The 23872-nt window shown below is 47.9% G+C and carries 22 protein-coding genes and 1 pseudogene; 13 read left to right on the plus strand and 10 right to left on the minus strand.

Annotation, left to right across the window (positions count from 1 at the left end; all coding sequences use genetic code 11):
- Window positions 1-13: 13 nt before the first annotated feature.
- Window positions 14-1165, minus strand: a complete 1152-nt coding sequence (locus SPIRS_RS01515) for an adenosine deaminase (protein WP_245537665.1) — start codon at window positions 1163-1165, stop codon at window positions 14-16.
- A 16-nt stretch (window positions 1166-1181) separates the two neighbouring features.
- On the opposite strand from SPIRS_RS01515, the gene SPIRS_RS01520 reads away from it, so the two are divergent.
- A complete protein-coding gene (locus tag SPIRS_RS01520; protein WP_041866182.1) occupies window positions 1182-2810 on the plus strand; it encodes a B12-binding domain-containing radical SAM protein in 1629 nt (542 codons plus the stop codon).
- Here the strand turns inward: SPIRS_RS01520 and SPIRS_RS01525 are convergent.
- Genes SPIRS_RS01525 through ulaD form a run of 4 tightly spaced genes read right to left on the minus strand, consistent with a single transcriptional unit; the run spans window position 2801 to window position 6503 of the window.
- Window positions 2801-4276, minus strand: a complete 1476-nt coding sequence (locus SPIRS_RS01525) for an FGGY-family carbohydrate kinase (protein WP_013252922.1) — start codon at window positions 4274-4276, stop codon at window positions 2801-2803. The genes SPIRS_RS01520 and SPIRS_RS01525 overlap by 10 nt on opposite strands.
- Window positions 4277-4286: 10 nt before the next feature.
- A complete protein-coding gene (locus SPIRS_RS01530; RefSeq protein WP_013252923.1) occupies window positions 4287-4988 on the minus strand; it encodes an L-ribulose-5-phosphate 4-epimerase in 702 nt (233 codons plus the stop codon).
- Window positions 4981-5850 carry an L-ribulose-5-phosphate 3-epimerase gene (locus tag SPIRS_RS01535; RefSeq protein ID WP_013252924.1) on the minus strand — a complete coding sequence of 290 codons (870 nt, stop codon included), beginning with the start codon at window positions 5848-5850 and terminating at the stop codon, window positions 4981-4983. Before SPIRS_RS01535 ends, SPIRS_RS01530 begins: the two co-directional genes overlap by 8 nt.
- Window positions 5847-6503, minus strand: coding sequence for a 3-keto-L-gulonate-6-phosphate decarboxylase UlaD (ulaD, locus tag SPIRS_RS01540; RefSeq protein WP_013252925.1), 657 nt, complete (start codon window positions 6501-6503; stop codon window positions 5847-5849). The genes SPIRS_RS01535 and ulaD overlap by 4 nt, the downstream gene beginning before the upstream one ends.
- A gap of 272 nt (window positions 6504-6775) precedes the next feature.
- Between ulaD and ulaG the strand changes: the two genes are divergently transcribed.
- The 7 genes and pseudogenes from ulaG (at window position 6776) to SPIRS_RS01570 (ending at window position 13130) form a co-directional block, all read left to right on the plus strand.
- Window positions 6776-7840, plus strand: a complete 1065-nt coding sequence (gene ulaG, locus SPIRS_RS01545) for an L-ascorbate 6-phosphate lactonase (protein WP_013252926.1) — start codon at window positions 6776-6778, stop codon at window positions 7838-7840.
- 95 nt (window positions 7841-7935) lie between these two features.
- On the plus strand, window positions 7936-9294 hold the full coding sequence (locus SPIRS_RS01550) for an ABC transporter substrate-binding protein (RefSeq protein ID WP_013252927.1): 1359 nt from the start codon (window positions 7936-7938) through the stop codon (window positions 9292-9294).
- A 71-nt stretch (window positions 9295-9365) separates the two neighbouring features.
- The gene (locus SPIRS_RS01555; protein WP_013252928.1) at window positions 9366-10250 is read left to right on the plus strand and encodes a carbohydrate ABC transporter permease; all 885 of its coding nucleotides are present in this window, start codon (window positions 9366-9368) and stop codon (window positions 10248-10250) included.
- 14 nt (window positions 10251-10264) lie between these two features.
- Window positions 10265-11098, plus strand: coding sequence for a carbohydrate ABC transporter permease (locus SPIRS_RS01560; protein ID WP_013252929.1), 834 nt, complete (start codon window positions 10265-10267; stop codon window positions 11096-11098).
- Between the two features lie 11 nt (window positions 11099-11109).
- Window positions 11110-12252, plus strand: a complete 1143-nt coding sequence (locus SPIRS_RS01565) for a uroporphyrinogen decarboxylase family protein (RefSeq protein WP_013252930.1) — start codon at window positions 11110-11112, stop codon at window positions 12250-12252.
- A 98-nt stretch (window positions 12253-12350) separates the two neighbouring features.
- A pseudogene (locus SPIRS_RS22615) lies at window positions 12351-12533 on the plus strand (DeoR family transcriptional regulator); the annotation flags it as partial.
- Window positions 12534-12575: 42 nt separating this feature from the next.
- Window positions 12576-13130: a DeoR/GlpR family DNA-binding transcription regulator gene (locus SPIRS_RS01570; RefSeq protein ID WP_245537759.1), complete on the plus strand. Its 555-nt coding sequence runs from the start codon at window positions 12576-12578 to the stop codon at window positions 13128-13130.
- 106 nt (window positions 13131-13236) lie between these two features.
- On the opposite strand, the gene aspS is transcribed toward SPIRS_RS01570, so the two are convergent.
- Complete coding sequence (aspS, locus tag SPIRS_RS01575; RefSeq protein ID WP_013252932.1) at window positions 13237-15021, minus strand: aspartate--tRNA ligase; 1785 nt, start codon at window positions 15019-15021, stop codon at window positions 13237-13239.
- Between the two features lie 107 nt (window positions 15022-15128).
- Between aspS and SPIRS_RS01580 the strand changes: the two genes are divergently transcribed.
- On the plus strand, window positions 15129-15761 hold the full coding sequence (locus SPIRS_RS01580) for a SanA/YdcF family protein (RefSeq protein ID WP_245537666.1): 633 nt from the start codon (window positions 15129-15131) through the stop codon (window positions 15759-15761).
- A 58-nt stretch (window positions 15762-15819) separates the two neighbouring features.
- On the opposite strand, the gene SPIRS_RS01585 is transcribed toward SPIRS_RS01580, so the two are convergent.
- Entirely contained in the window at window positions 15820-16242 is a 423-nt protein-coding gene (locus tag SPIRS_RS01585; RefSeq protein WP_013252934.1) for a hypothetical protein, read from the minus strand.
- Window positions 16243-16324: 82 nt separating this feature from the next.
- Here SPIRS_RS01585 and rsmI point away from each other — a divergent pair, with 82 nt between their 5' ends.
- The 4 genes from rsmI (at window position 16325) to SPIRS_RS01605 (ending at window position 19487) form a co-directional block, all read left to right on the plus strand.
- Window positions 16325-17005, plus strand: coding sequence for a 16S rRNA (cytidine(1402)-2'-O)-methyltransferase (rsmI, locus tag SPIRS_RS01590; protein WP_013252935.1), 681 nt, complete (start codon window positions 16325-16327; stop codon window positions 17003-17005).
- Window positions 17006-17053: 48 nt separating this feature from the next.
- Window positions 17054-17341, plus strand: coding sequence for a flagellar biosynthesis anti-sigma factor FlgM (locus SPIRS_RS01595; protein WP_013252936.1), 288 nt, complete (start codon window positions 17054-17056; stop codon window positions 17339-17341).
- Between the two features lie 121 nt (window positions 17342-17462).
- Window positions 17463-18608, plus strand: a complete 1146-nt coding sequence (locus SPIRS_RS01600; RefSeq protein ID WP_013252937.1) for an iron-containing alcohol dehydrogenase — start codon at window positions 17463-17465, stop codon at window positions 18606-18608.
- Window positions 18609-18617: 9 nt separating this feature from the next.
- Window positions 18618-19487, plus strand: coding sequence for a TrmH family RNA methyltransferase (locus SPIRS_RS01605; protein ID WP_013252938.1), 870 nt, complete (start codon window positions 18618-18620; stop codon window positions 19485-19487).
- Here SPIRS_RS01605 and SPIRS_RS22040 read toward each other — a convergent pair.
- The 3 genes from SPIRS_RS22040 to SPIRS_RS01620 form a co-directional block, all read right to left on the minus strand.
- Complete coding sequence (locus SPIRS_RS22040) at window positions 19450-19680, minus strand: glutaredoxin domain-containing protein (protein WP_013252939.1); 231 nt, start codon at window positions 19678-19680, stop codon at window positions 19450-19452. The genes SPIRS_RS01605 and SPIRS_RS22040 overlap by 38 nt on opposite strands.
- 198 nt (window positions 19681-19878) lie before the next feature.
- Complete coding sequence (locus SPIRS_RS01615) at window positions 19879-21360, minus strand: HDOD domain-containing protein (RefSeq protein WP_013252940.1); 1482 nt, start codon at window positions 21358-21360, stop codon at window positions 19879-19881.
- 74 nt (window positions 21361-21434) lie between these two features.
- Window positions 21435-23825 carry an ATP-binding protein gene (locus SPIRS_RS01620; RefSeq protein ID WP_013252941.1) on the minus strand — a complete coding sequence of 797 codons (2391 nt, stop codon included), beginning with the start codon at window positions 23823-23825 and terminating at the stop codon, window positions 21435-21437.
- Window positions 23826-23872: the final 47 nt, after the last annotated feature.

Raw genomic sequence — 23872 nt, forward strand, 5'->3', positions numbered from 1 at the left:
ATCCGCCTTCTGCTTAATGTCCATTATAACCTGATGTTTTTTCCACCTCAGCGTATCCCGGTTTCAGAACATCATAGATGATTTTGATTCGTTCATCGTAGTGAGCAAATGAACTTTTCATGGCGTTTATGGTCAGCCGTTCAAGATCCTTTAGGCTTAGATTGTAGTGCTTTACCGCCAATTCCATCTCTTTGCTGAGGGTCGTATTGCTCATAAGGCGGTTATCCGTATTGAGAAAAACACGAAAACCGTTGCGAAAGTAGATGTGAAAGGGATGATCGTCGAAATTGGGGGCGGCACCGGTTTGGATATTGCTTGAGAGGCACACCTCAAGCGGAATACGTTTATCCCGGATGAAATGGGCAAGTGTCCCCATTTTTTCGATCCTGGTACCGTGGACCGACATATCCTCAATGAGGCGGGTCGCATGGCCTATGCGGTGAGCTCCACAGATTTGAATGGCCTGCCAGATCGATTCCAAACCAAAGGCTTCCCCTGCGTGAATGGTGATGTTGAAATTCCGATTGCGTATATATTGAAAGGCTTCAAGGTGTTTTTTAGGGGGATGTCCATTTTCGTCACCTGCAATATCGAAGCCGACGACGCCACGGTCGCTGAAGGCAACGGCAAGCTCGGCGATTTCAAGGCTGATGGCGACACTTTGATCTCGCATGGCGCAGAGAATCAACCCGTATTCGGTCCCCGTTTCCCTGCGGCCTCGCTCAAGTCCTTTAAGAACGGATTCAACTACCGCTTCCACGTTCAGTCCCTCTTTGAGGTGCAGTACCGGAGAAAAGCGTATTTCGATGTAGACCACATGTTCCTTTGCCACATCGAGAATCGCCTCGTAAGCAGCGCGTTCAAGGGCCTCGGCTTTCTGTAGAACAGCCACCGTCACCCCGAAACTTTCGAGGTAGAGGGGCAGGCTTTTTCTGTCGGAACCCCGGTGAAGCCACTGAGCAAGGCGTTCGGGATCTTTTTCGGGAAGAGCAATGCCATATTCATCAGCAAGTTCGACAATGGTTTCTGGCCGCAATCCTCCATCCAGGTGGTCATGCAGCTCCACTTTGGGAATCTGCCGTATCATTTCTTTCGTAACCATGCTGATATTGTAATTCATGAAAGCTTTGCGGGGAAGGGCCGTTGACACGCTTTTCTTTTCCACGTATATACTCTCGGCTATGCCTAGTTCCATAAAAAAGCTTGTTATGGTCTCGATTCATATCGATCGGGGATCCCGTGCCGTTCCTCTCGGTGCGGCTTCGGTTGCGGCCCTCGTTCATGCACGCCACGGGGACCGGGTTAAACCGATTATTCTTGATTGTTTCCTTGATCAGGATATAGCCTTTTGTGTAGCGGCTATTAAGGAACTGCGGCCCGATATCCTTGCTTTTTCCATATACCTCTGGAATAGGCGGAAAAGTATTGAAATCGCTCGGCAGATAAAAAAGGAACTGCCCGATCTTCCGATCTTTGCGGGAGGACCGGAGGTAACGGCTGATTGGCATCGCCTCGGTGAAACATACCCGGGCTGTTTTGATCTTTTCCTCCCCGGAGAAGGTGAGGGATCGATTCTTCAGGGACTGGATATGCTTCTTGCCGGTAGACCCAGTACCTCAGTCCTTTTCCCGCAGAGCGTTGATCTTACCGTTCTTCCTTCTCCTTATTTGGACGGGATGCTGGATCCGGCTGCTTATACCGGTTTGCTGTGGGAACTCTCCAGGGGCTGTCCCTTCCGTTGCCATTTTTGTTTTGAATCCAAGGGCTCCGAACAGGTCAGATATTTCTCCATGGAGCGGATTACTCGTGAACTTGAGCTCTTCGCCCGTTCCGGAGTCCGGGAACTTTTTATTCTCGACCCTACCTTTAATCACAATCGTACAAGGGCAAAGAAACTACTGCGCTTGATGCAAGAAGTTGCGCCCGATATTCATTACAACATTGAAGTCAGAAGTGAATTTCTTGATCAGGAACTCGCCGAACTCTTTTCCTGCCTCTCCTGTTCCCTCCAAATTGGGCTGCAGAGTGCCGATCCAAAGGTACTCCGTAACATCAATCGAAGCATCAAACAGGATGATTTCCGCCGAAAAGTACTCTTCCTGCACGAAGCCGAAGTCGTGTATGGTTTTGATCTCATCTACGGTTTACCCGGGGATTCCCTTGAGGGGTTTCTTGCAAGCATTGACTTTGCCTTCTCCATGGTACCGAACCATATCGATATCTTTCCTCTTGCTGTTCTTCCGGGAACCGTACTATTCGATAACGCTGACTCTTTCGGTCTTGTCCGAGATAGCGATGATCCCTATCTTGTCCGCTCATCATCCGGCTTTCATTCCGAAGATATGGCTGTTGCTTCACGTATCGCTTCTGCAATTGATCTGTTCTACAACCAGGGAAATGCTGTTCCGTGGTTTGACATTATTATCGAAAGACTTGGAATCACCCCTTCCCGATTTTTTCTTGATTTTTCTCTCTGGCTGGAAGGCAGAATATCAGATGAGCCTGATCAGGCAATGAGCGAGGTTCAGCAGATATACCTTTTAAAGCTTTTTATTGACAGGGGATTACAGGCAGAAGGCGAGATCGTTCATGATATTATTGAAATTTTTGCCCTCTGGGATCGCATAGATGAAGCCGCTTCAGGCAATGTGTCGGAACTATCGGGATTTTTCTACTTTTCACCCTCCCAGCTTTTTGAATATTTGGAAGAGGGGGTTAGAGATTTGGGGGAGCTTGCATTCTTTTTGCCCCGACTTGAAAAAACTATCCTTGTATCTTCCTCTGAAGGCGTTCTTCTGTTTCAGGAGTAACCAAGGGCTTTCATTGTTTGTTTACGCCTTTCCAATATGCTGCGGTATAACGCGGAGTGCTTTTTATGAGGGAGGTAGATGTCGGCTTCCGCTGCTTTCATGCTGTCAGAAAATTTTACACCTGTTTGAGACGCCGTGAATGCCCGGTTTGTATTCAGCCATGCCCCGAATGCAGTTGCTTCCCCGTTTTTCATGCTTGTTACGGGCCTTTGAAATATATCGGCAAGGATCTGATTGTATAGGGGGAATCTTGTCATGCCTCCTGATGCAAAAATTCGATTATGAGTGTTGGTTTGTGATTCTATCTCGATGATTCTGTCATGTAGTTCGAAGGCTATGCCTTCAAGTATTGCCCGGGCCATATCTCCTCGTTTTGTTGAGAGATCAAGATTGAGGAATGCTCCCTTTGAAAAGGTCTGACCAGTCGAATCGGATGGACCTTTGAAACGGGGAATAAGCATAACGCCGTTTGCACCTGGAGGCGATTGTGCGATTTCCCTGTCAAGCAGGGAGAATTTCTTTTTTTCCGTTGTGGTCGTTTCTATACTGAGCTCCGCGAACCAGCGATATACTGTTCCTGCGGTCGATAGTGAAGATTCGATGAGGTAGGCTCCCGCTGCGGCCACATTGGAATATATTGAACATGCCTCGTTTCTAACAGGCCTTGGCGATATGGTAAGGACGTAAGCACCTGTACCGGTATTTACCGTGATGGTTCCGGGGGTGGTGATCCCGAATCCCAAAACCGAGCATTGCTGATCACCGCCCGCCGCAACGACCGGAATCGATCCGCTTATCGAAAGCTCTTTTCGGATCTCTTTGCATAGTTCTCCGCAGACAGAGCCTGGAGAAACAAGTTCTGCCAGTTTGGCTTTATCAATACCAAAATATGATATGAGTGTGTCGTCCCAATCCTTGGCCTGCAGGTTGAAGAGATTTGTTCTGCTGGCCACGGAATGATCGGTGACCATTCGTCCCGTCAGCAGGAAGAGAAGATATTCATAGATGCCGATAAGCTTCCATGATTGCTTGTATTCTTCCGGTTTGTATTGTTGGATCCAGTACATTTTGATGGCGGAAAAGACCGAAGAAACAGGAAGCCCCGAACGCAGATAAATATCCAGATTGTGGGAGCTAAACCTCTCCAGCAGGCAGTCGGTCCTTTTATCCTGCCACATGATTGCCGGAAGAAGCGGCTTGCCATTTTTATCGATAGGAAAGACAGGGGATCTGAATGCCGTTAACCCGATTGCCTCAAGGGGGAGGTGGTGTTGATCAAGATGCGCAACAGCTTCCTTGAGGGCCGTTTCCAGAAGCCGCTTCCAGATAAGCGGATTTTGCTCGACACGGCCGTCGGTCAAGAATTGAGGTGAGGAGTGGTGCTGAGAGATAAAAGCGGCGTTCCCTTCCTCGTCGTAAAGAATTCCGCGGATACTGGTGGTTCCTGCATCAATAATAAGTATCATCTATACACGCTCATTGTCCATAATAGGCGTTTTTTCCATGTTTTCGTAGGAAATGTTTATCCAGCAAGGTTTGTTGCATGTGAGAAATAGCTGGCCGTATCGACATGGTCGCCATCGCCATGTAGGCAATTTCTTCAAGAACTACTGCGTGATAGAGTGCTTCTTCGGGTGTTTTTCCCCAGGAAAAGGGGCCATGAGCGGCCACAAGGGCGGCTGGAACCGCTTCCGGGTCGATAGCCCGTGTCCTGAACGTCTCTACGATGACATTGCCTGTTTCCAGTTCGTAGTTTTCCTGAATCTCGTCGTCGGTCATTTTTCTGGTACAGGGAACGGCGCCGAAAAAATAATCTGCATGAGTGGTGCCCAGAGGGGGCAGGTCCGTGCAGGATTGGGCCCATGCCGTACTGTTTCTTGCGTGGGTATGAACAATTGACCCGCAGCCGGGAAATCCCTTGTACAACGCGATGTGGGTTGCCAGGTCACTGGATGGGCGTTTTGTTCCGTGCACGATGTTTCCATCCATATCGGTGACGACCATATCTTCGACTTGTAATTTTTCATAGGGAACGCCGCTTGGTTTGATCACAATCCACCCTTGCTTCCTGTCGACGGCACTGACGTTTCCCCAGGTGAAGGTTACCAAGCCCCGAACAGGAAGTTCGAGGTTCGCCTTGAAAACCGCTTCGATAAGGGTATCTATATGTTTACTCATTGATGTAAGCGCCTTCTTTCATTCTTGCAATGATCCATTTCCTGGCTTCCTCTATTTCTTTGACCGGGTCGTTTCCTTTCCCCGACCACATCTCCATGAGAAATGGGCCGGTAAAGTGTAGCCTTTTCAAGGCTCGAAACGCTGCGACGAAATCGACGCAGCCGTCACCGAACGGTACATCACGAAATTGACCGGGAAATGTTTTTGTCACCGCCAGTGTATCCTTAAGATGGATTGCCGTAATGAGATTCTTCCCAAGCTCCAATTCTTGCACGACATCGTTGCCCCAGGCGGTCAGGTTTCCCAGATCGGGATATACCGTAAACCAGGGATTCATGATCATTCGCTTGAGATTCATGAAACGTACAATCGAGCTCATGCGATGTGTGTCCATGATCTCCATGGATAGCATAACGTGTTCCTTTGCCGCCGTCTGAACTCCCTCATTCAGACCGTCTATGAACCATCGCCAGGTGTCGTCGTCTCCCGCTTCATAATACACATCATAGCCGGCAAGCTGGATGGTTCTGATTCCGACCTCGGCGGAAAAGTTGATAGCGTCATGAAGTATTTTCCGAGCCCTTGCTCTGATATCGGGATTATGGCTGCCGAGAGGAAACCGCCTGTGCCCGCTAAGGCAGATGGATGGTACGGAAATTCCCGAATCAAAGACACAATTCATGAAAGCCTTCCGTTCGTCCCTTGTCCACTCGAGACGGGCCAGTCGTCTGTCTGATTCGTCGATGGACATTTCCACAAAGGAAAAGTCAAGGCGTTTCGCCAGATCCAGTTTTTCCGGCCAGGATGCCGTTTCGGGCAAGGCTTTTTCGTAGATACCGAATTTCACGTCCTGGAGGGTCATTCCTGGTTCCAATTATCCCGAATCGCCTGTTTGAAGGCACGGGCCGCGGCTATGGGATCTTTCGCCTCGTAAAGCGATCGACCCGAAATAAAGCATTTCACCGGAATCCCCCGAAACAGTGATAGATCCTGCGGTGCAAGTCCTCCTGTAACCGAAACTGCAAAACCCATTTTTCCCAGATGCCGGATCTTCTGTATATCCTCATCGCTCCAGTTTTGTCCGGCCGCCGCAGCGTCGCGCCCCCGGTGGTAGATCGCCTGGTGGATGCCGATATCGAGCCATTTTGCGGCCAGATCGAATGACCACGCTCCGTATAGCTCCACCTGTATCTCGCCGCTGTATGTGTCCGCAACTTTTTTGGCCGCCTCCATTGTGGCCAGTGGAGCATTGCAGATGCATGTCATCCAGTTTGCTCCCCGGGAAAACACCAAATTTGCTACCACTTCTCCGGCATCCGCCGCCTTCAGGTCGGCAACGATGGTATGATCGGGATATGCACCGTGTATCTGTTTTACTGCTTTAGCCCCTTCGGCATAGCAAAGGATCGTTCCTGCTTCAATAACGTCTACTTCTTCTGCAACCTTTCCTGCCGATTCAAGAGCTGCCTTCAAATCTGTGTGGTCCAGGGCAATTTGTAGTAATGGTCTGTTCATAGTTACTCCGATATGTTTGTATAGATCATTTAATGATCAAAATAAACATATTGTCAAGTTTGTTTTTGTATTTTTGAATGAAGAAATATATTGGTGTGATTTGATAATGAATATTAATTATATATTATATATATAATTAAATGATAAAATATTGATTATCTATATGTCGAGTTATAAGGCTTACATTTATTGTGATCAAAAAATCAATTTTTTTATTGACATATGAACACAACGATGTGAAGATTAACTATCCACAGCAGATTGGAGTTTGCATGAGTAAGATAGATACCATTACACGGGAATCATGGATTCTCAGTACGTTTCCCGAATGGGGGACCTGGTTGAATGAGGAGATTGACGAAGAAAACGTCAGGCCGGGGACGTTCGCCATGTGGTGGCTTGGATGTACCGGCATCTGGGTGAAATCGGAAGGGAATACAAATATCTGTATCGATCTCTGGACAAAAAGCGGGAAACGCACAAAGCAGAACCCCCTGATGAAGGAACAGCATCAGCACCAGCGGATGATTGGATGTCGAAAACTCCAACCCAATCTCAGAAATGTTCCCTGCGTAATCGACCCTTTTGCTATTCGAAAGGTCGAAGCTATTCTGGCGACACATGATCATGGTGATCATATCGATGAAAATGTTGCAGCAGCGGTGTTGCAGAATATTTCCGCAGAAGTACCGTTTGTCGGACCGCAGGCCTGTGTCGATCTCTGGACAAGTTGGGGCGTACCGAAGGAACGTTGTCGGGTTGTTAGGCCGGGGGATTCCCTGCAGATCGGTGATGTTCAGATTATTGTTCTTGATTCTTTTGATAGGACCGAGCTGGTTACCGCACCCAAGGGAGTCGTCCTGAAGGGAAAGATGCCCCAGGATATGGATCGTCTCGCCGTTAATTACTTGATCAAGACTCCCGGAGGAACAATCTATCATAGTGGCGATTCCCATTATTCCAACTATTATGCAAAGCACGGCAATGATCATGAAATCGATGTTGCACTGGGCTCATATGGCGAGAATCCCCGGGGAATGACCGATAAGATGACTTCTGTCGATATCCTGCGAATGGCGGAATCTTTGAGAACCAAGGTAGTGATTCCTTTTCACCATGATATCTGGACCAATTTTCAGGCCGATCCCATGGAAATTCTGGTTCTGTGGAATATGCGGAAAGATCGCCTGCAATATCGGTTCAAGCCCTTCATCTGGCAGGTCGGTGGAAAGTTCGTCTATCCGGATGATAAAGAACTGCTTGAATACCATTATCCCCGGGGATTTGATGATGCCTTTTCCATAGAGCCCGATTTGCCTTTCAAATCCCTGCTGTAAAACTGCGTCAGAAATTTGCGATTCCGGATTCGCTTGAATCCTTAAAATCAATTGACTACCTTCGCGTTTATCGTGAAGGGAAAATGGAGGATTACATGAGAAGATTTGTGGTTGTGCTCCTGTTGATCTTTACTTCAAGTTTTGTCTTTTCCAATGGACAGCAGGATGCTGCCGGAAGCTCTCCGAAGAGTGTGTCAGGTGAGTTTAACTGGAGACAATGTGAGGGAGAGACCATTGTTACATGCTTTCCGAACCATGTGACGTATAACGCGTTGATGCCCCTGATTCCCGAGTTCGAGGAGCTTACCGGTATCAAGGTGGAGGTCGATCTGCTCCAGTACATGAAGATGCACGATAAACAGGTATTGGAGATGAGTAAGCCTTCCGGCGATTATGATCTCATTTCAATGGTGTGCATGTGGAAAAGTGAGTATGCCGCCGCCGGTATGTTGAAGGAACTCGAGCCCTTCTTCAATGATCCGTCCCTGGCGTATCCGGATTACGACTTTGACGATCTTGTCCCTGCCTATGTGGAAAACACCGGCTATGTAGGAGGCAAAAAAATCTATCTCGGCGGTCCGGGGGCCAAACTTTACGGTGTCCCTTTTGGTGCCGAGACCAGCATATTGATATATCGAAAAGATATCTTCGACAAATATAATCTTAAGGTGCCTGAGACCTATGATGAGGTACTCGAGACTGCCAAATTCATCTATGAAAATGTTGATGGTATGTATGGGATGACAAGCCGGGGTGCTTCCGGGCACCAGGCGAATGCCGCTTACCTTCTGCATGCATCACCTTTTGGAGCAAGAGTCTTTGACGAGAATTGGGAACCGGTGGTTAATTCCCCTGAATCTATCAAAACACTTGAGTGGATGAAAAAGATGTTCAGCTATGGACCTCCGGGAATGACCAGTTTTGCCCAGGACGGCGAATTTCAGGCCTTTTTGCAGGGAGATGTTGCCATGTACCTCGATGCAAGCGTTTTTGCCGGTAAGGCCAGAGATCCGAAGCAGTCGAAGGTCTATGATAAACTCGGTTATGCAATGCATCCGAAGCAGGAAAACAGATTGAGTGAGTCAGGAGGATTCGGCCTGGCGATACCGGCAAATGCGAGCCATCCGGAGGCCGCATTCCTGTTCCTTCAGTGGATCACAAGCAAGGAGACCGAACGGAAGGTTATAGAGAATGGCGGAGCCCCTTTCCGTACTTCTTCGGTAAACGATCCCATTCTTCAGGATGAGTATCCGGAATTCAAGGCTCTTGCTCTGCAGTTGCCACACGTAAATCCAGATTGGCGGCCCATCATCCCTGAATGGGGGGAGATCGACAATATCATGGGCATTGCGGTCAATCAGGTATTGACCGGAGAGAAAGAGCCCCAGGAGGCCATGGATGGTATCATGGCACCTATTCGGGAGATCATGGTTCGAGCCGGATATATTAAGTAAACAGAAGCAATAGTGTGCCGGACGTATCTTGCAAGCATTGCTGATACGTCCGTGATTCAGGAGGTCCGGATTTGTTCAACAATGGTGTCATGAAACGGAATAAAAGCCCATATCTTTTTGCATTGCCGGCAATTGCCGTTCTGTTACTGGTTATGGTGGTACCTGTCGTCTCGGGTATCAGGCTGAGTTTTTTTGAATGGTTTTTGCGGGATATCAGAAAGGAACCGGTGTTTGTCGGACTGCGGAATTTTATTGACTTGTTCGGAAGCGAGAACTTTCAGACCAGTATTCGTGTCACATTGGTATTTACCATTAGTGTGGTTTGTCTGGAGTTGTTCGTTGGATTGGTTCTCGCTCTTTTACTGGAGGATGGTCTCCCCGGACTTCGTTTTTTTCGTACTGTTTTCATTTTGCCCGTCATGATTGCTCCCGTTGTTGTCGGTGTCATCTGGAAATTTCTTTACAACCCCTCGTATGGGAAGATAAACTACTTTCTTTCGGTTCTGGGATTGAAAGAGGTCGGATGGCTCTCGGACCCCCACATGGCGCTCATCTCTATTATCATAACCGATATCTGGCAATGGACTCCCTTTGTGTTCCTGCTTTTGCTTGCCGGACTTCAGGGAATTCCCTCTGATCTCAGTGATGCGGCCCGGGTCGACGGAGCCAACTATCTTCAGAATTTAATTCATATCAAATTGCCCTGTATCTCCGGTGTCATCGGCATTACCGCCGTGCTTCGGCTCATTGATGCCTTTCGGGGGCTGGTTGTCATGTTTATCATGACCAACGGCGGTCCGGGAGTGTCGACCGAAATTCTTTCCCTTCATCTTTACAAAACAGCCTTCACCGATCAGCGCCTGGGTAAGGCCTCTGCCGTGGCTGTTATTTTGCTTGGTATCATAACGCTGCTTTCCATAATTTTTATTACCAAAAATATGAAAGATGAAACATAAAAGGCAGGGGCATAATGACTTTTAAGAATAGAAAACGACTGAATCGGTTTATTGTTCTCATGATAGTTCTGGTGGGAATGGTAATTTGCCTGTTTCCCATTTACGAAATGGTTTCGACATCATTAAAATATGAGGTGGACGCCTTTTCCCTTCCTCCGAAATGGATATTCCGGCCGACATTTGAAAACTACCGGAATGTACTTTTAAGTAACGGCTTCGGACGTTATTTTTTCAACAGCGTTATTGTTGCGCTTTCAACGACCTTTTTCAGTGTCTGTACGGGTGCCCTTGCTGGCTATTCATTTTCCCGTTTCAAATATAAAGGGAAAAAGCTGCTTATCGTCTTTACGCTCCTGCTCCGCATGATTCCTCCTGTTATCCTGGTAATTCCCGTTTTCGTTATCTGGAATTCCCTGGGGCTTGCAAATACCAGAATCGGCCTGGTCCTTGTTTATATTGGTCTCAATTTGCCTTTCAATATCTGGGTCCTGAAAACCTTTATCTCCGAAATTCCAAGGTCGCTTGACGAGTCGGCAACCATAGACGGCTGTTCCGACTGGATGGTTTTTTCTAGGATCATTCTTCCCCTTATTGCACCGGGCCTTTCTGTTGCCGGAATTTTTACCTTCCGAATTGCCTGGAATGAATATATCCTGAGCCTTGTATTGACCAACCGTTTTACCAGAACACTGCCGGTAGCTGTTTCGCTTTTTCTTACCGATGCCGGGACGGAATGGGGAAAAATCACGGCTATTGCAACCATTACCGCCATACCTGCTTTTATTTTTACATTTACCGCGGCAAAAAAGCTGATCATGGGAATGACGGCCGGTGCCGTGAAGGGATAACAGGAAGCAATATGAACTCAACTGAACGGACTTTTCTGGCGCTTGATCATAAAGAGGCCGACCGCGTGCCTGTCGATTTTGGCGGTCATCTTATCTCCGGTATTCATATCGATGCCTATCGCAAGCTTCTTGAATACCTCGGCATGCGTTTTGACCAGCTTCGGATTGAGCGATATCGTCAGAGGACCGCCGTTATCGATGAAGCTGTCCATCAACTTTTCCATACCGATTTTCGTCCCCTAGTTCCCCCGGTTCCCCAACTTGTATGGTCGGACGATGGTTCCAGGGAAACGTATCGTGATGAATGGGGGGTGGGTTGGGAACGGCAAAAAGACGATGGTGATTATTTTGAATGCCGAACACCGCGTTTTTCCGAGATGCCGGACGAGGAAATGCTTCGAGACGTTCACTGGCCGGATTATTCGAAGCCTTCCAGACTTGCCGGACTTGCTCACCGTGCCCGGACGATCTGTAAAGAAGAGAAGGTACCCATTCTCGACCTTCCACTTGGACTTGAGCTTTTCGACGCAGGATTCAATCTATGTGGTTCTGCAAATTTCTATATGATGCTTGCCCTGGATCCAAAGGCGGCGGAGTACATAATGGACCGGCAGCTTGAACAGCAGCTTGCCTGGTGGACTCAGGCATTTCAGAGCATTCCCGATTTGTCGTTGATCCGCATAGGCGATGATCTTGGTGCTCAGGATTCGATGCTGATCTCACCCGAAATGTATCGGAATCTTGTTCTGCCCCGGCACAAAAAACTGTTTGCCGGAATTAAAACAGCTTCTCGGGGGCGGGCTAAAATTATTATGCATTCAGATGGTGCAATCCTACCTGTCATTCCCGATTTGATCGAGGCGGGAATCGACTGCCTCAATCCTGTTCAATACACAGTGCCCGGTATTGATCCTGTTTTGTTAAAAAAAGAATTTGGGAAAGATATTACCTTTTGGGGTGGCGGGATTGATACTCAGTCGATTCTCCCCAATGCTTCGCCCTCCCAGGTAAAAGAGGAGGTGAGACGTCAAATCGATATCCTTGCACCCGGTGGCGGGTTTATTTTTAGTCAGGTGCATATTATCCAAAAAGATGTTCCACCCGAGAATATTGTGGCAATGTTCGAAGCCGTCCGGGAGTCTGGAATCTATTGAGGGAGGTGAACACAGGGACGAACGGCCTCGAAACTTTTGCCAAAAGCGGGCATAATGGTGGATAATAGTGATACAAAAGAAAGCAAGAGGTCATTCCCATGTCTGAAAGTTCCATCGTGGCAAACCGACATCTGAAATTGTTGGATATTCTCAATCGAAAGGGGTTTGTGCGTGTCGATCAATTGAGCATGCACCTTAATGTTTCGCAGGGAACGATACGGCGTGACTTGGAGTATCTTTCACAAAAGGGCCTTCTTGAACGGAGGCATGGAGGGGCTCGCATAGCCTCTTCTCCATTAAACTCCCTTCCCGAAAGAGATTTCATGGAAAAAGGCCTGATCAATACCGAAGAAAAGAAGGCCATAGCCAAAAAAGCCCTCGAGCTTGTACATGACAATGATATCATTTTCCTGAACAGTGGTTCGACGACACTCCATTTTTTAGAGGCTCTCCGAGATGCTCGAGTGAGGGTGTTTACGAATAATGCTTGGGCGGTATCTTGCAAGAAAGGCCCAGAGCTTGAGCTGATGATTTTAGGGGGAGAATACAGGGAACAATCGAGATCGTTTATTGGTATCATGACCCTGGAAGCAATAAAGAACATCAACAGCAATATCACTTTTCTCGGAACGAACGGAATCAGTCTCGAAAAAGGTCTGACTACAGCTGTTCATCAGGAATGTAGTATCAACCAGGCAATGATCGAGAATACGAATGGCAAGGTGGTTGTTTTGGCTGATCACTCTAAAATTGGGCGCGTTTCAAATTTTGTTTCAACTGCACTGAACGAAATTGATATTCTTATCACCGATAAATCTGCTCCCTCTGAAACACTTGAGAAGTTTAAACATATGGGTGTAGACGTGATTATTGCCTAATTCCTAATTACAGATTGCATCAGGAGTTTTATACAACTCCGGGAAGCTTGTATGGCCAATCCGGAGCCGTATATAACTATTCCAACTGGAAAAAGCAGCGGAGCCTTTAGGATTCTTCCTCTTTCTCCGGCATATCCAGTTTAATGTGAAGCATCTTGAGCTGGTCTTCATCGACGAGACTCGGAGAATCGTCCATAGGGCTGTATGCCTGGTTGTTCTTCGGGAAGGCAATCACCTCTTTGATCGAGTTCTCTCCTGCCATGATCATGACCAGCCGATCGAGGCCCGGAGCTATTCCGCCGTGGGGAGGCGGCCCGTAGCGGAAGGCGTTGAGGAGAAATCCGAAACGGTTTTCCGCTTCTTCGCTGGAAAATCCGACAATGTTGAAGATGCGCTTCTGAATTTCGGGATCGTGGATCCTGATAGAACCGGATGCCAGTTCAAAGCCGTTACAGACAAGATCGTAGAGGTCTCCCTTTACCGCACCGGGGTTTTCCTCCAGGGTGTCGAGGTACTGCTCCTGGGGCATGGTAAACATGTGATGGGCAGCTTCCCAGCGCTGTTCTTCTTCATTGTACTCAAAGAGAGGGAAGTCCACGATCCAGCAGAATCGGAAGGTCCCCGCTTCGATCAGGCCGAGGTCTTTTCCGAGTTTGCTGCGAACCGCGCCAAGACTGGTGCAGGCGACGTTCCATTTGTCCCCGACCATCAGGATTAGATCTCCCTCTTGTGCTTCAAGGCTTGCAAGCAGCTCATCGGCAATCCCGTCGAAGAATTTCGAAACACCACCTTCGATGCCCGATTCTCCGACTTTCATCCAGGCAAGGCCCTTTGCTCCGTAGACCTTTGCCGCATCCTCAAGCTCGGAGATCTGCTTTCTGGAGTAGCCTGCACAGCCGCTCGCCACCAGGGCCTTGACGCAACCTCCTTCGGCAATGACTGACTTGAAGGCGTTAAAACCGCTTTTTGAGGCAAGTTCGTCGACGGTTTTCATTTCCAAACCGAAACGGAGGTCCGGTTTATCGCTTCCGAAACGGTTAAGGGCATCGTCATAGGGCAAGCGCTGGAAAGGTATTTCGAGTTTTACCCCAAGGGTTTTGTCGAAGATGTGGCTCATCATCCCCTCGACGACTTCAAATACATCGTCTTTGCTGACGAAACTCATTTCCATATCGATCTGGGTGTGTTCCGGCTGTCGGTCGCCTCGAGCATCTTCGTCCCTAAAGCAATGGGCAATTTGAAAATAGCGATCGAAGCCGGAAACCATCAAGATCTGTTTGTAGAGCTGAGGGCTTTGAGGAAGAGCGTAAAATTTTCCGGCGTGTATGCGGCTTGGTACAAGAAAATCCCGTGCTCCTTCGGGGGTTGATTTGATCATGGTTGGAGTTTCGATCTCCATAAACCCCTTACCGATGAGAAACTCTCTTGCTGCGAAGGTTACATCGGTTCTCAGCCGTATCTTACGCTGCATAGAGAAGGATCGCAGGTCGAGATAGCGGTATTTCAACCGAAGGTCTTCCTTTGCGTCGCTTTTCTCGTCGATCATGAAAGGGAGAACATCACATTTCGTGAGTATTTCAATCTGCGAGGCCGCCACCTCGATCTCTCCTGTGTTCATATCCTTATTGACCATTTCGTCGGGTCGGCGACGGACGATACCGACGACAGCGATGCAGTATTCAAATTTGAGCTCTTTGGCCTTCTCTTTTAATGGAGCGGAGGCATCTTCATCGATTACGACCTGCGTGATGCCGTAGCGGTCCCGGAGATTGATAAAAAGGATGCCGCCGTGGTCCCTATTCCTATGGACCCATCCATTGAGGGTAACGGTTTCTCCGACCCTTGAACTGTTTAGTTCTCCACACGTAGCGGTTCGTTTCATATTTTCCATAAAGATGACTCTACATGATGAACGTTCCCTTTTCAAGCTGTCATTGTCAGAGACTCGAAGTTCAGGCTATACTTATATTCCGGTTTATGAAACGAAAGAGTTTTATCGTGGTTGGTATAGCTATTATATGTGTATTTTTTCTATTATTGATTCTAATGCTCTTTATCGATCGCTCCATAAGTGTCGTGGCTCGAGAGCGTCTTTACGATAGCATATCAGAGGTCCCTTCTGTAAAAACGGCTCTGGTCTTAGGAACCAGCCGTTATCGTCCGGGCGGAAAGACCAATCTCTACTTTCGCTACCGTATCGAGGCTGCAAAGGCCTTGTTTGATGCGGGAAAGGTCAGATATCTCTTGGTAAGTGGGGATAATGCTCGAAAATCCTACAATGAACCTGTGGAGATGCGCCAGGCTTTGGTTGAAATGGGGGTCCCTATTGATCGGATTGTTCTCGACTATGCCGGGTTTCGAACACTGGATTCGGTTGTTCGCTGCCAGGAGGTTTTTGGGCAAGACCATTTTATTATTGTAAGTCAGCGCTTTCACAACGAACGAGCTCTGTACATTGCCCGTCATTTTGGGATCGACGCCGTGGCTTTTAACGCAAAAGATGTCGGAGGCTATTCGGGTCGGCGGATACGGGGAAGGGAATACTTTGCCAGGGTGAAGGCTCTGTTGGATTTACACTTCTTCCATACCGGTCCAAGATTTCTCGGTGAGACCGTGGAGATCCCTGAATAGAGGTTGTTTCAACCTCTATATGGTGTTCCGAATTTTCGTGGTGGGACAGGGCATTGTATTAATTCTTTTCGGCATCCTTTTTTCGCCGGTAGCAGTCACTGCACCCGAGCACATGTACATGCCGTCTCTCTCCTGAGTCGAAAACTCGTGCAATGATATCCCCATCATAGGGAACTTCTTTTCCGCAGACCGGACATATCCTTTTTCGCTTGCCTGGGGCAGGGTAGCAATAGGGACATCCTTTAATTTCCATCAGTCTGTCAGGTGCACCTGGTGATTTTGGGTACAGGACCGATTTTATGTTTTGCCCTTTTGCCAGGTCCGCCGAACAAAGAGGACACTGTCGTTCTCGCTTTGGTTGTGGATGTGTAAGCTTTGTTTGCGTTTTTTTACTATGCCCTCCTTTGCCGCTTCCTAAGAGCAGAATAACCAAAGCCGCCACCACTACCGCCGAAACTGCACCGATTGCCAATTCAACCATATAATTTGTGTACCCTCTTCCTTGAGAAAGTGCAAGTATCTTTTCTATTGGCAGGTGCCCCGATTCCGGTTAGGATAAAGGAATGGGAACACTCTATATTGTTGCAACTCCTATTGGCAATCTCGCCGATATCACCTTTCGGGCACTAAAAACGCTAAAGGAAGCCGATGTTATAGCCTGTGAAGATACTCGGCAAACCCTTAAGCTTCTTAATCACTATGAGATACAAAAGCCTCTGGTGAGCTGTCGGTCGCACAATGAAAGCATTGCTGCAGATCGTATTATTGAGCTTCTCCAGGAAGATAAAACCGTTGCCTATGTCAGTGATGCCGGAACCCCCGGCTTGAGTGATCCCGGAGGGGCCTTGGTACATGCGGTTCGTGAAGCCGGTTTCGAAGCTGTTCCGATACCCGGGGTATCTGCTTTTGCTGCATTAATGAGCGTGGGATCATTTCCCGGTCGTAGTGTTCTTTTTGACGGTTTTTTAAGTCCAAAGGCCGGGAAGCGGAAAAAGCGGCTTGAAGAGTTGTTGGAACGGGGTGAAAGTTTCGTTTTATATGAATCTCCTCATCGGATTATCAAGCTTTTGACCGATATTGCCGATGTTGATCCTGAGCGATTGGTTCTCATTGGGAGAGAAATGACCAAATTCCATGAAGAGTATCTGCAGGGCAGCGCTCAGGAGCTTCTTAATGATTTTTCCGGTAGGGAATCTATTAAAGGAGAGTTTTCCGTCCTTGTATCCGGAAAGAAAAAACGTTAATATTAAGAGTATTCCATCCGATATATAGGATGAAAGGCAGGGTTGGAAATGAATATTGAGAGATTAGGACCGGTTGATCCGGTAAACAAGCTTGGGAAGACCAACAAAACCTCTAAACCGATAAAGCCCGGAGAAAAGGACTCAATTTCCATATCCAATGATGCAAAAACCATGGCTGAGGTGTATAAGGCCGTTGAAACGGTTAAGGCGTCTCCCGATATCAGGGCCGACCGTGTCGAAGAGGTCCGCCGAAAATTGGAGGATCCTTCCTACATAAATGATAAGCTGCTTGGTGATGTCGCCGATTCAATCATGGATATGTTCGGCATCTCCTGAGTTATGCCGTCGATAGTACTATTCCGACCACCCTACCGGGTGGTCTTTTTTTATTACTCCCCTTGCATAGCTCGGTATCTCCTGTAATAGTGATATAAGGATTTTGTGAGGAGGTTTGCCAATGCAGGATTTATCCCTTTACATGCCGACGAGGATATTTTGTTCTGCTGGTTCTCTGCTACGGCTGGCAGAGACTATTGGATTGCTTGGAAACCGCTTTCTCCTTGTCACGGAACGTGCTCTTTCAGAGCGTGAGGAGGTTGATCGGATACGATCGCTTATAGAACGGGAAGGCGGTGAGGTCATGATTTTTACCGATCTTCCTGCCCGGGCGGACAGTCGTAGTGCGGAGGCTGCCTCCGAGCTTGCAAAGGTAAGTAGGTTGCATGCCGTTATCGGCTTCGGGGGGCTAAGGGCCCTTGGTATTGCCAGAATGACGGCACTTGCAGCCAACTCCGATAAACGTGTCGATGATATTCTCTCTGGATCTACCGTTTCTGCTCCTCCGCTCCCTTATATAGAGATTCCCGGGACGCTTCGTAGCCCCTTCATGTGTAGCGATAGGTTTTTCATTGTCGATGCCAGAAATCGAACCCCTCGATTGGTCAATGCCGAGGGCTTTTTTCCCTTTGCCGCTGTGATCGATCCCGAATTGAGCGGGGGCTTATCGCCAAAGTATCGGGTGGCTCTATTGCTTGATACCCTCCTTCTTTCCGTGGAGGGCTATCTTTCAGGTCGGAATACATTCTTTTCTGAGACGGCTTTTCTAAAAGCGGTTGCACTTGCTGTTGATGCAGTGGCCGGGATGGAGGTAGGTAAGGTTGAACGTGCCGGACTCTTTGCCGCTCAGGCCGCCTTCTTCAACGCGCTCGGAACCGTTTCTGGTTCCCCTGGAGCCGGTACTGCCCTCTCCTGGAGCATAAGTGCTCATCGATCCGTACCTAAAGCCGTTGCCTCTACCATCTTGCTCCCCTATATCCTTGAATATGGGTTGAGGTCAGCGCCGGAGAAGGTTGCCAGGATGGGAAATATCCTAGGTGAAAATTTAAAGGGCCTTTCAGTGGTTGCTGCCGCAGATAGGACGGTCGAGCGGCTGCGTTCTTCCATCGGATCTCATGAATTTCCCGGTCGCCTTTCAGAGCTGGACCTTGAACGTGATGCTTTCCCCGAAGTTGTTGGAAAAGCGAGGGAGCTTCCTTTCATCGCTGATTTACCGGGGCCTCTTTCCTATGATGATCTGATGCAACTGCTTCAACAAGCGTGGTAGTGCTGCTGCATGATCACCATAAAAAAATTGGCGGGACTTCCTGCTTCGACACGTATACGAAAATATCCGAGGCTCATGCGGTTTTTTGAAGAAAGCCTCCGAAATGATGTGCCTATCGATACTACGTACTTACGGGATTTGTTTTCCCTGATCGCTGGGGATCCCTTCGTTACTAGTGCTGTTCGTGAGAAAGTGTCGATTCTTAATCTGCAGTGTATAGACAAAAATGACGTACTGCGCTCCTGTAATGGATTGCGGCATCTTCTTCTTGAACAACTAGGCGCTTCCCCCGCCGATTGGGACCTCTTGCCTCCAAAACCTTTAGAGGAGGGAGGCTGTGAACAGGTGCGAAAAATCATTGAGCTTGATCTTTATCTCGACGATATCCGTTCACCCTTTAATGTCGGAAGCATCTTTCGGGCTGCCGAGTCTTTTGGCGTCCGAAAAATTTTTCTCTCCCCTGGTAGTGCGGACCCGCGACATCCCCGGGCGCAGAGAAGTGCCATGGGATGTGTTGATATCGTTCCTTGGTGTCGCTCTTCTTTTGAAGAGATGCAAACCCACACCACTTCGAATAAGATTGTTGCCCTTGAAACGGGAGGTTGTCCGTTACATGAATTTCACTTTCCGGCAGGTGGAATACTTGTTATCGGTTCGGAAGAACTGGGAGTCTCACCTGCCTTAATGGAACAGGCAAGTCGGAGCGGCGGGGCTGTTTCTATAGAAACGGGGGGACGCAAAGGCTCTCTTAATGTATCGGTAGCCACCGGCATCGTCCTTCATGCCTGGTTTTCGCAGTTTCGTGCCGTCGAACCTGGAGTCCGACGGCACGAAACAACCATTAGCGATGGAGAGCCCGTTCTATCTCCGACTGATTAAATCCGATGATGATTCTACCGTTGATGTCAATAACCGGAACGCCCATTTGCCCGGACTTCTTAACCATTTCTTCCGCCTTTTGCATATTCTGAGCCACATTGTATTCGGTAAAATTGACGCCGCGGCCACGAAAATACTCTTTTGCTTTTACACAGTAGCCGCATGACGGAGTCGTATAGATTGTTATAGCCATGGATACACCCCTTTAGGATTTTATATATAGATAATACTATATAACAATATGAATGTCAATTGTTGTCATTAGTGTTAGGAATCCTGGTGGTTTCTGTCCCCAGGCATATGAGGGAAACCGAAAAGGCAAGGCCCTGATAAGATGCAGCTATGAGAAAAGGAGATTTTATTCATGTACCACCGGGATTCCGAACAGTAGTTACTCTCTATTGTCGGTGTCTTTAGAAAAGGCGTCGGAAAGCCTTTGCAAAATGGCATTCCCTTGCTCTTCCGAACGGATATGAAACCCTGCAAGTACCTTTGGATCGATCTGCTCAAAGGTAATTTCACCGTTTTCCAGATTTGCCAGCGCGTTTGCAAGATAAACGGTTTCTACAACATCCCGATATTCTGGATCACATTCGGAAGGTTCATGGTGGAATCTGATTGCTTCTACGAGGGTTGCAGGGAAGTTCCACTTTTCTGCGATACGACCACCGATTTCCGCATGATTGAGGCCGGCGGATAGGTCTTCAAAAAGATCTCTGTCGATTTCACGTTCTGTACAGAAATTGCTGATTCTATCGAGAAGTTTTGGGTGGACATGGGCAAAGACAATCTTTCCCATATCGTGGAGGATTCCTCCGACATAGGCATCGTCGAGAAGGTCCTTCTTTTTCTTGAAGCTTCTGGCAAGGGAATAGGCGTAAAAAGCCGTGCGATAGGAGTGATCCCAAAGCCATTTTTGGTCCTGGGAGAGAATTTTCTGGGTCCCGTAGCTGTAAAGAAGGTTCTTTAATCCACGTAGGCCTACCAACTTGACCGCTTCCACTATGTTATCAACCCGTTTAGGCAGCATGAATTGCGCCGAGTTAACAACCTTAAGAAGATCGGCGGTTAACGAGGGGTCTGTGCTGATCTGTCTTGCGATATCGGTTATTTCCGAGTCGGGATCATTGATGAGCTTCTGCAAAAAAACGATGTTGTCGGGAAATTGAGGAAGTTCGTTGATTTCCGAAACTACTTCTTCCGAAAGTTTGTCAAGATTCTCGATGTGAACATCCGAAAAGGGGATGGTTATCCTTGCTACGGTTTCTCCGTCTACGGTATCGATGTCGAAAGCATCCTCATCAAGCCCCAGCTTTTTCAGCATCAGCACAAGGATGACGATACCAAGACCCGCCCCTTCCGAGTCATCAAGGACCGTGGATAGGGCCTCTTCCATTGTTTCAAAGGCTCGGGAACGAGCTATGCGGTCGTAGACTCTGATTTGTTCCTTTTTGCTTATCTCCACATTATTTTTGACACTCAGTGTAAAGGTTTTCCCTCTTGCCTGAAAAACAACCTTAATATACAAGCCTGCTTGCTTTTGCAATTCAAGAAAATGGCCAATATTGGAAAGAGTTTCCTCTTTGAAATGTTTCATACCCTCTGAATAGTCTCTTGCATTATTGATGTCCAGTTCTTTTTCTTTAAAGTAAACCCGCTTTGTGTTGGCCTTTTTTGCGTTTACCGAAAGCTCTTTCAAACAGTAAGCGATGCGGTCCTTGAGATGTTCCTGCCCAAACTCGGAAAGAAAAATACCGAGTACATCTTCTAGATATACTTCGGTCTCTCGTGGAAGAGTATAGGTTTTAATTGCAATAGGAACGGCGTTACGTGCCGCCTTCTGGATTTGTACTACATTTACTTCCGGTGCCATGAAACTATTACCTGCCTAACAATATGCTTGCAAACGATATTAATGATTAGGCAGTAAGTCGATGCTGTCAAGTATTAGCTTGAATAGTTTTTTACGAGGTCGGCCATCTCTTTCAGCCTTCTCGCTACTTTCCCGTTGATACTTTCAGGGGGGTAGATCCCTTTTTTGTTCCGTTTTCCCTCTTCCAGGCCTGTGAGGAGTTCCATTCCCTCTCCTACGGTATCGACCGACCAGACGTGAAAGCTTCCGTTTCGCACCACATCGCAGACTTCATCGGACAACATCAGGTTGTTTTGGTTTATTGCGGGTATAATGACTCCTTGACTACCCGAAAGCCCTGTTTGGCGGCAGATATTGAAAAAGCCTTCAATTTTTTCGCTGATCCCTCCGACGGGCTGGAGTTGTCCGAGTTGATTTACCGATCCGGTAACGGCAATGTCTTGTCTAAGTGGAATTTCTCCTATGGCCGAAAGAAGGGCATAGACCTCGGTTGAGCTTGCCGAATCGCCGTCTATTTCGCTGTAGCTTTGTTCAAAACAAATATTTGCATAGATTGAAAGGGGAATTTCTCTTGCGTAGGTGCGTCGGAGAAATCCTTCGATAATAAGAAGCCACTTGTCGTGGATTTCTCCGGAAAGGCCGACTTCCCGTTCAATATTAATGATTCCCTCACTGCCGGGGGCGGCACTCGCAGATATAACGGTAGGAAGACCATAGGCGTAATAGCCTCGGTCGTGGACGGCAAGGCCGTTGACCTTCCCTACCGCATTCCCTTCAAGTTGTAACAGCATCTCTCCGCTAAGAATCATCTCGGTCATCTTTTCTTCCGGAAGATTCCATAGAAATTTCCGTTCCTCAAGAGCCCGGGCAACAGCTTCTCTGTCGATATCTTTCTTTCCCAGTTTACCGCTCCAGTAGTCCGCCTCCCTGATTAGGTCGGCAATAAGGGAGAAGCGAGTGGATAGACGGTCACGTTGTTCTGATAATTTGATTCCGTATTCGATGATTGCGGCCATTCCTGATCGGGCGATTTCCCGTAACGATTCATCATCACAGATCATGTTTGCAAAACCAATATAACGGCCACAATTTTCGGCCGTCCGCTCCATAACCGAATCGAATTCCGCGGTTATCTTAAAATGTTTTGCGAAGTCCATATCCTGGCCGTAGAGCAGATCGTAAAGATTTTCTGTGCCGGTAAGGATAACCTTGGTATCGATGGATATGGCCTTGGGTTTAAGAACCGTATGCTGAAGCGTGATTCCCCCTTCCGGTCCCTGTATTTCCACTTCTCCGGTTTGCAATGCCCGTTTCAGGTGTTCCCATACCCCTTCTTCCTGGAGAAGATCGTGGGCGTTGAGGACAATAAAACCTCCCCTTGCACGAATGAGAGAGCCTGATTTTATCATCATGAAGGTTGTGCCCCCCTCTCCGCCGAGATCAAAGCGTGATTCGATGACTCCGAAGAGGTTGGAGTAGGTAGGGTGATTTTCAAAAATAACAGGCACGGTCTCTGTGGTGCCATTATCTACGATTACATTTACTCCATAACGAATGAGTGCGGGAAACGGTCCATCATCCTCTTCGCCACGTTCTCTTAAGAAAAGGTAGGTATGGGAGCGTAGATCGTTTCGAAGGCTGTCCAGATAGGCTTCAACCGATGCAGAGCGGTAATCGGTCGCTATGTTGTCGATTGCCTCATCGATTACTGGTTGGAGAACCTCTGCTTTGAGGGTCTCTATCTCTTTATCTAAGGCAATGCGGCCGCTGTGGAGCTCTTCAAACTGTTTTTTCAATTCATCCATAAGCCGAAAATAGGCTTCGCGAAGCTTTTCCCACTGTTGGTCCGTGATGTCGCCCCTTGCCGCCTGTTCCTGGAGCTCGTCGAAATCAATGGCTTTTCCCTCTATAATGGGCTTAAGATCGGTGGTTTCTTTCTCTTGCTCACGGATCTGTATGATTTGGAATCCCTCTTTCCGAAAACGGGCCTCGAGATCGGTGATAACAAGATTTTCCTGCTCTTCCACCGTCCTCACCAATCCGTTCCGTCGCTCTTTTACTTCGTCGCTTTCTATCCTTGTTCGCAGGGCTGTCTTGAGTTTCTCGACAAGGTCGTGAATTTCACGTTTAAAGAGACGTCCCTTTCCTTTTTCAAGGTAAAGCACTTTCGGGGCGTCGGGATCATCAAAATTGTAGACGTACACCACATCTTCCAACGGGGAGCCCTGCTTGGGCTTAAGCGCTGCAAGAATTTTTCGTATGGCACTTGTTCTCCCTGTGCCTGGAAGACCGGTGACGAAGACATTATATCCTCGTCCTCTCATTTCCGTTCCCATTTTCAGGGCCCGGATGGCTCGGGGCTGGCCAATAATATCGGGACTGTCGATGTGAGCTCCGAATTCGGAGATTTCGCTTTCGGTAATGATAAGTTCAAGGGACTCGGCATTCAATTCTTGTTTACTCATGAAGACTCCAGTTCCCCACTATAGTTAGCCCCCTCTCGGGTTGTCAA

This window comes from Sediminispirochaeta smaragdinae DSM 11293 (assembly GCF_000143985.1).
GTDB classification, from domain to species: domain Bacteria; phylum Spirochaetota; class Spirochaetia; order DSM-16054; family Sediminispirochaetaceae; genus Sediminispirochaeta; species Sediminispirochaeta smaragdinae.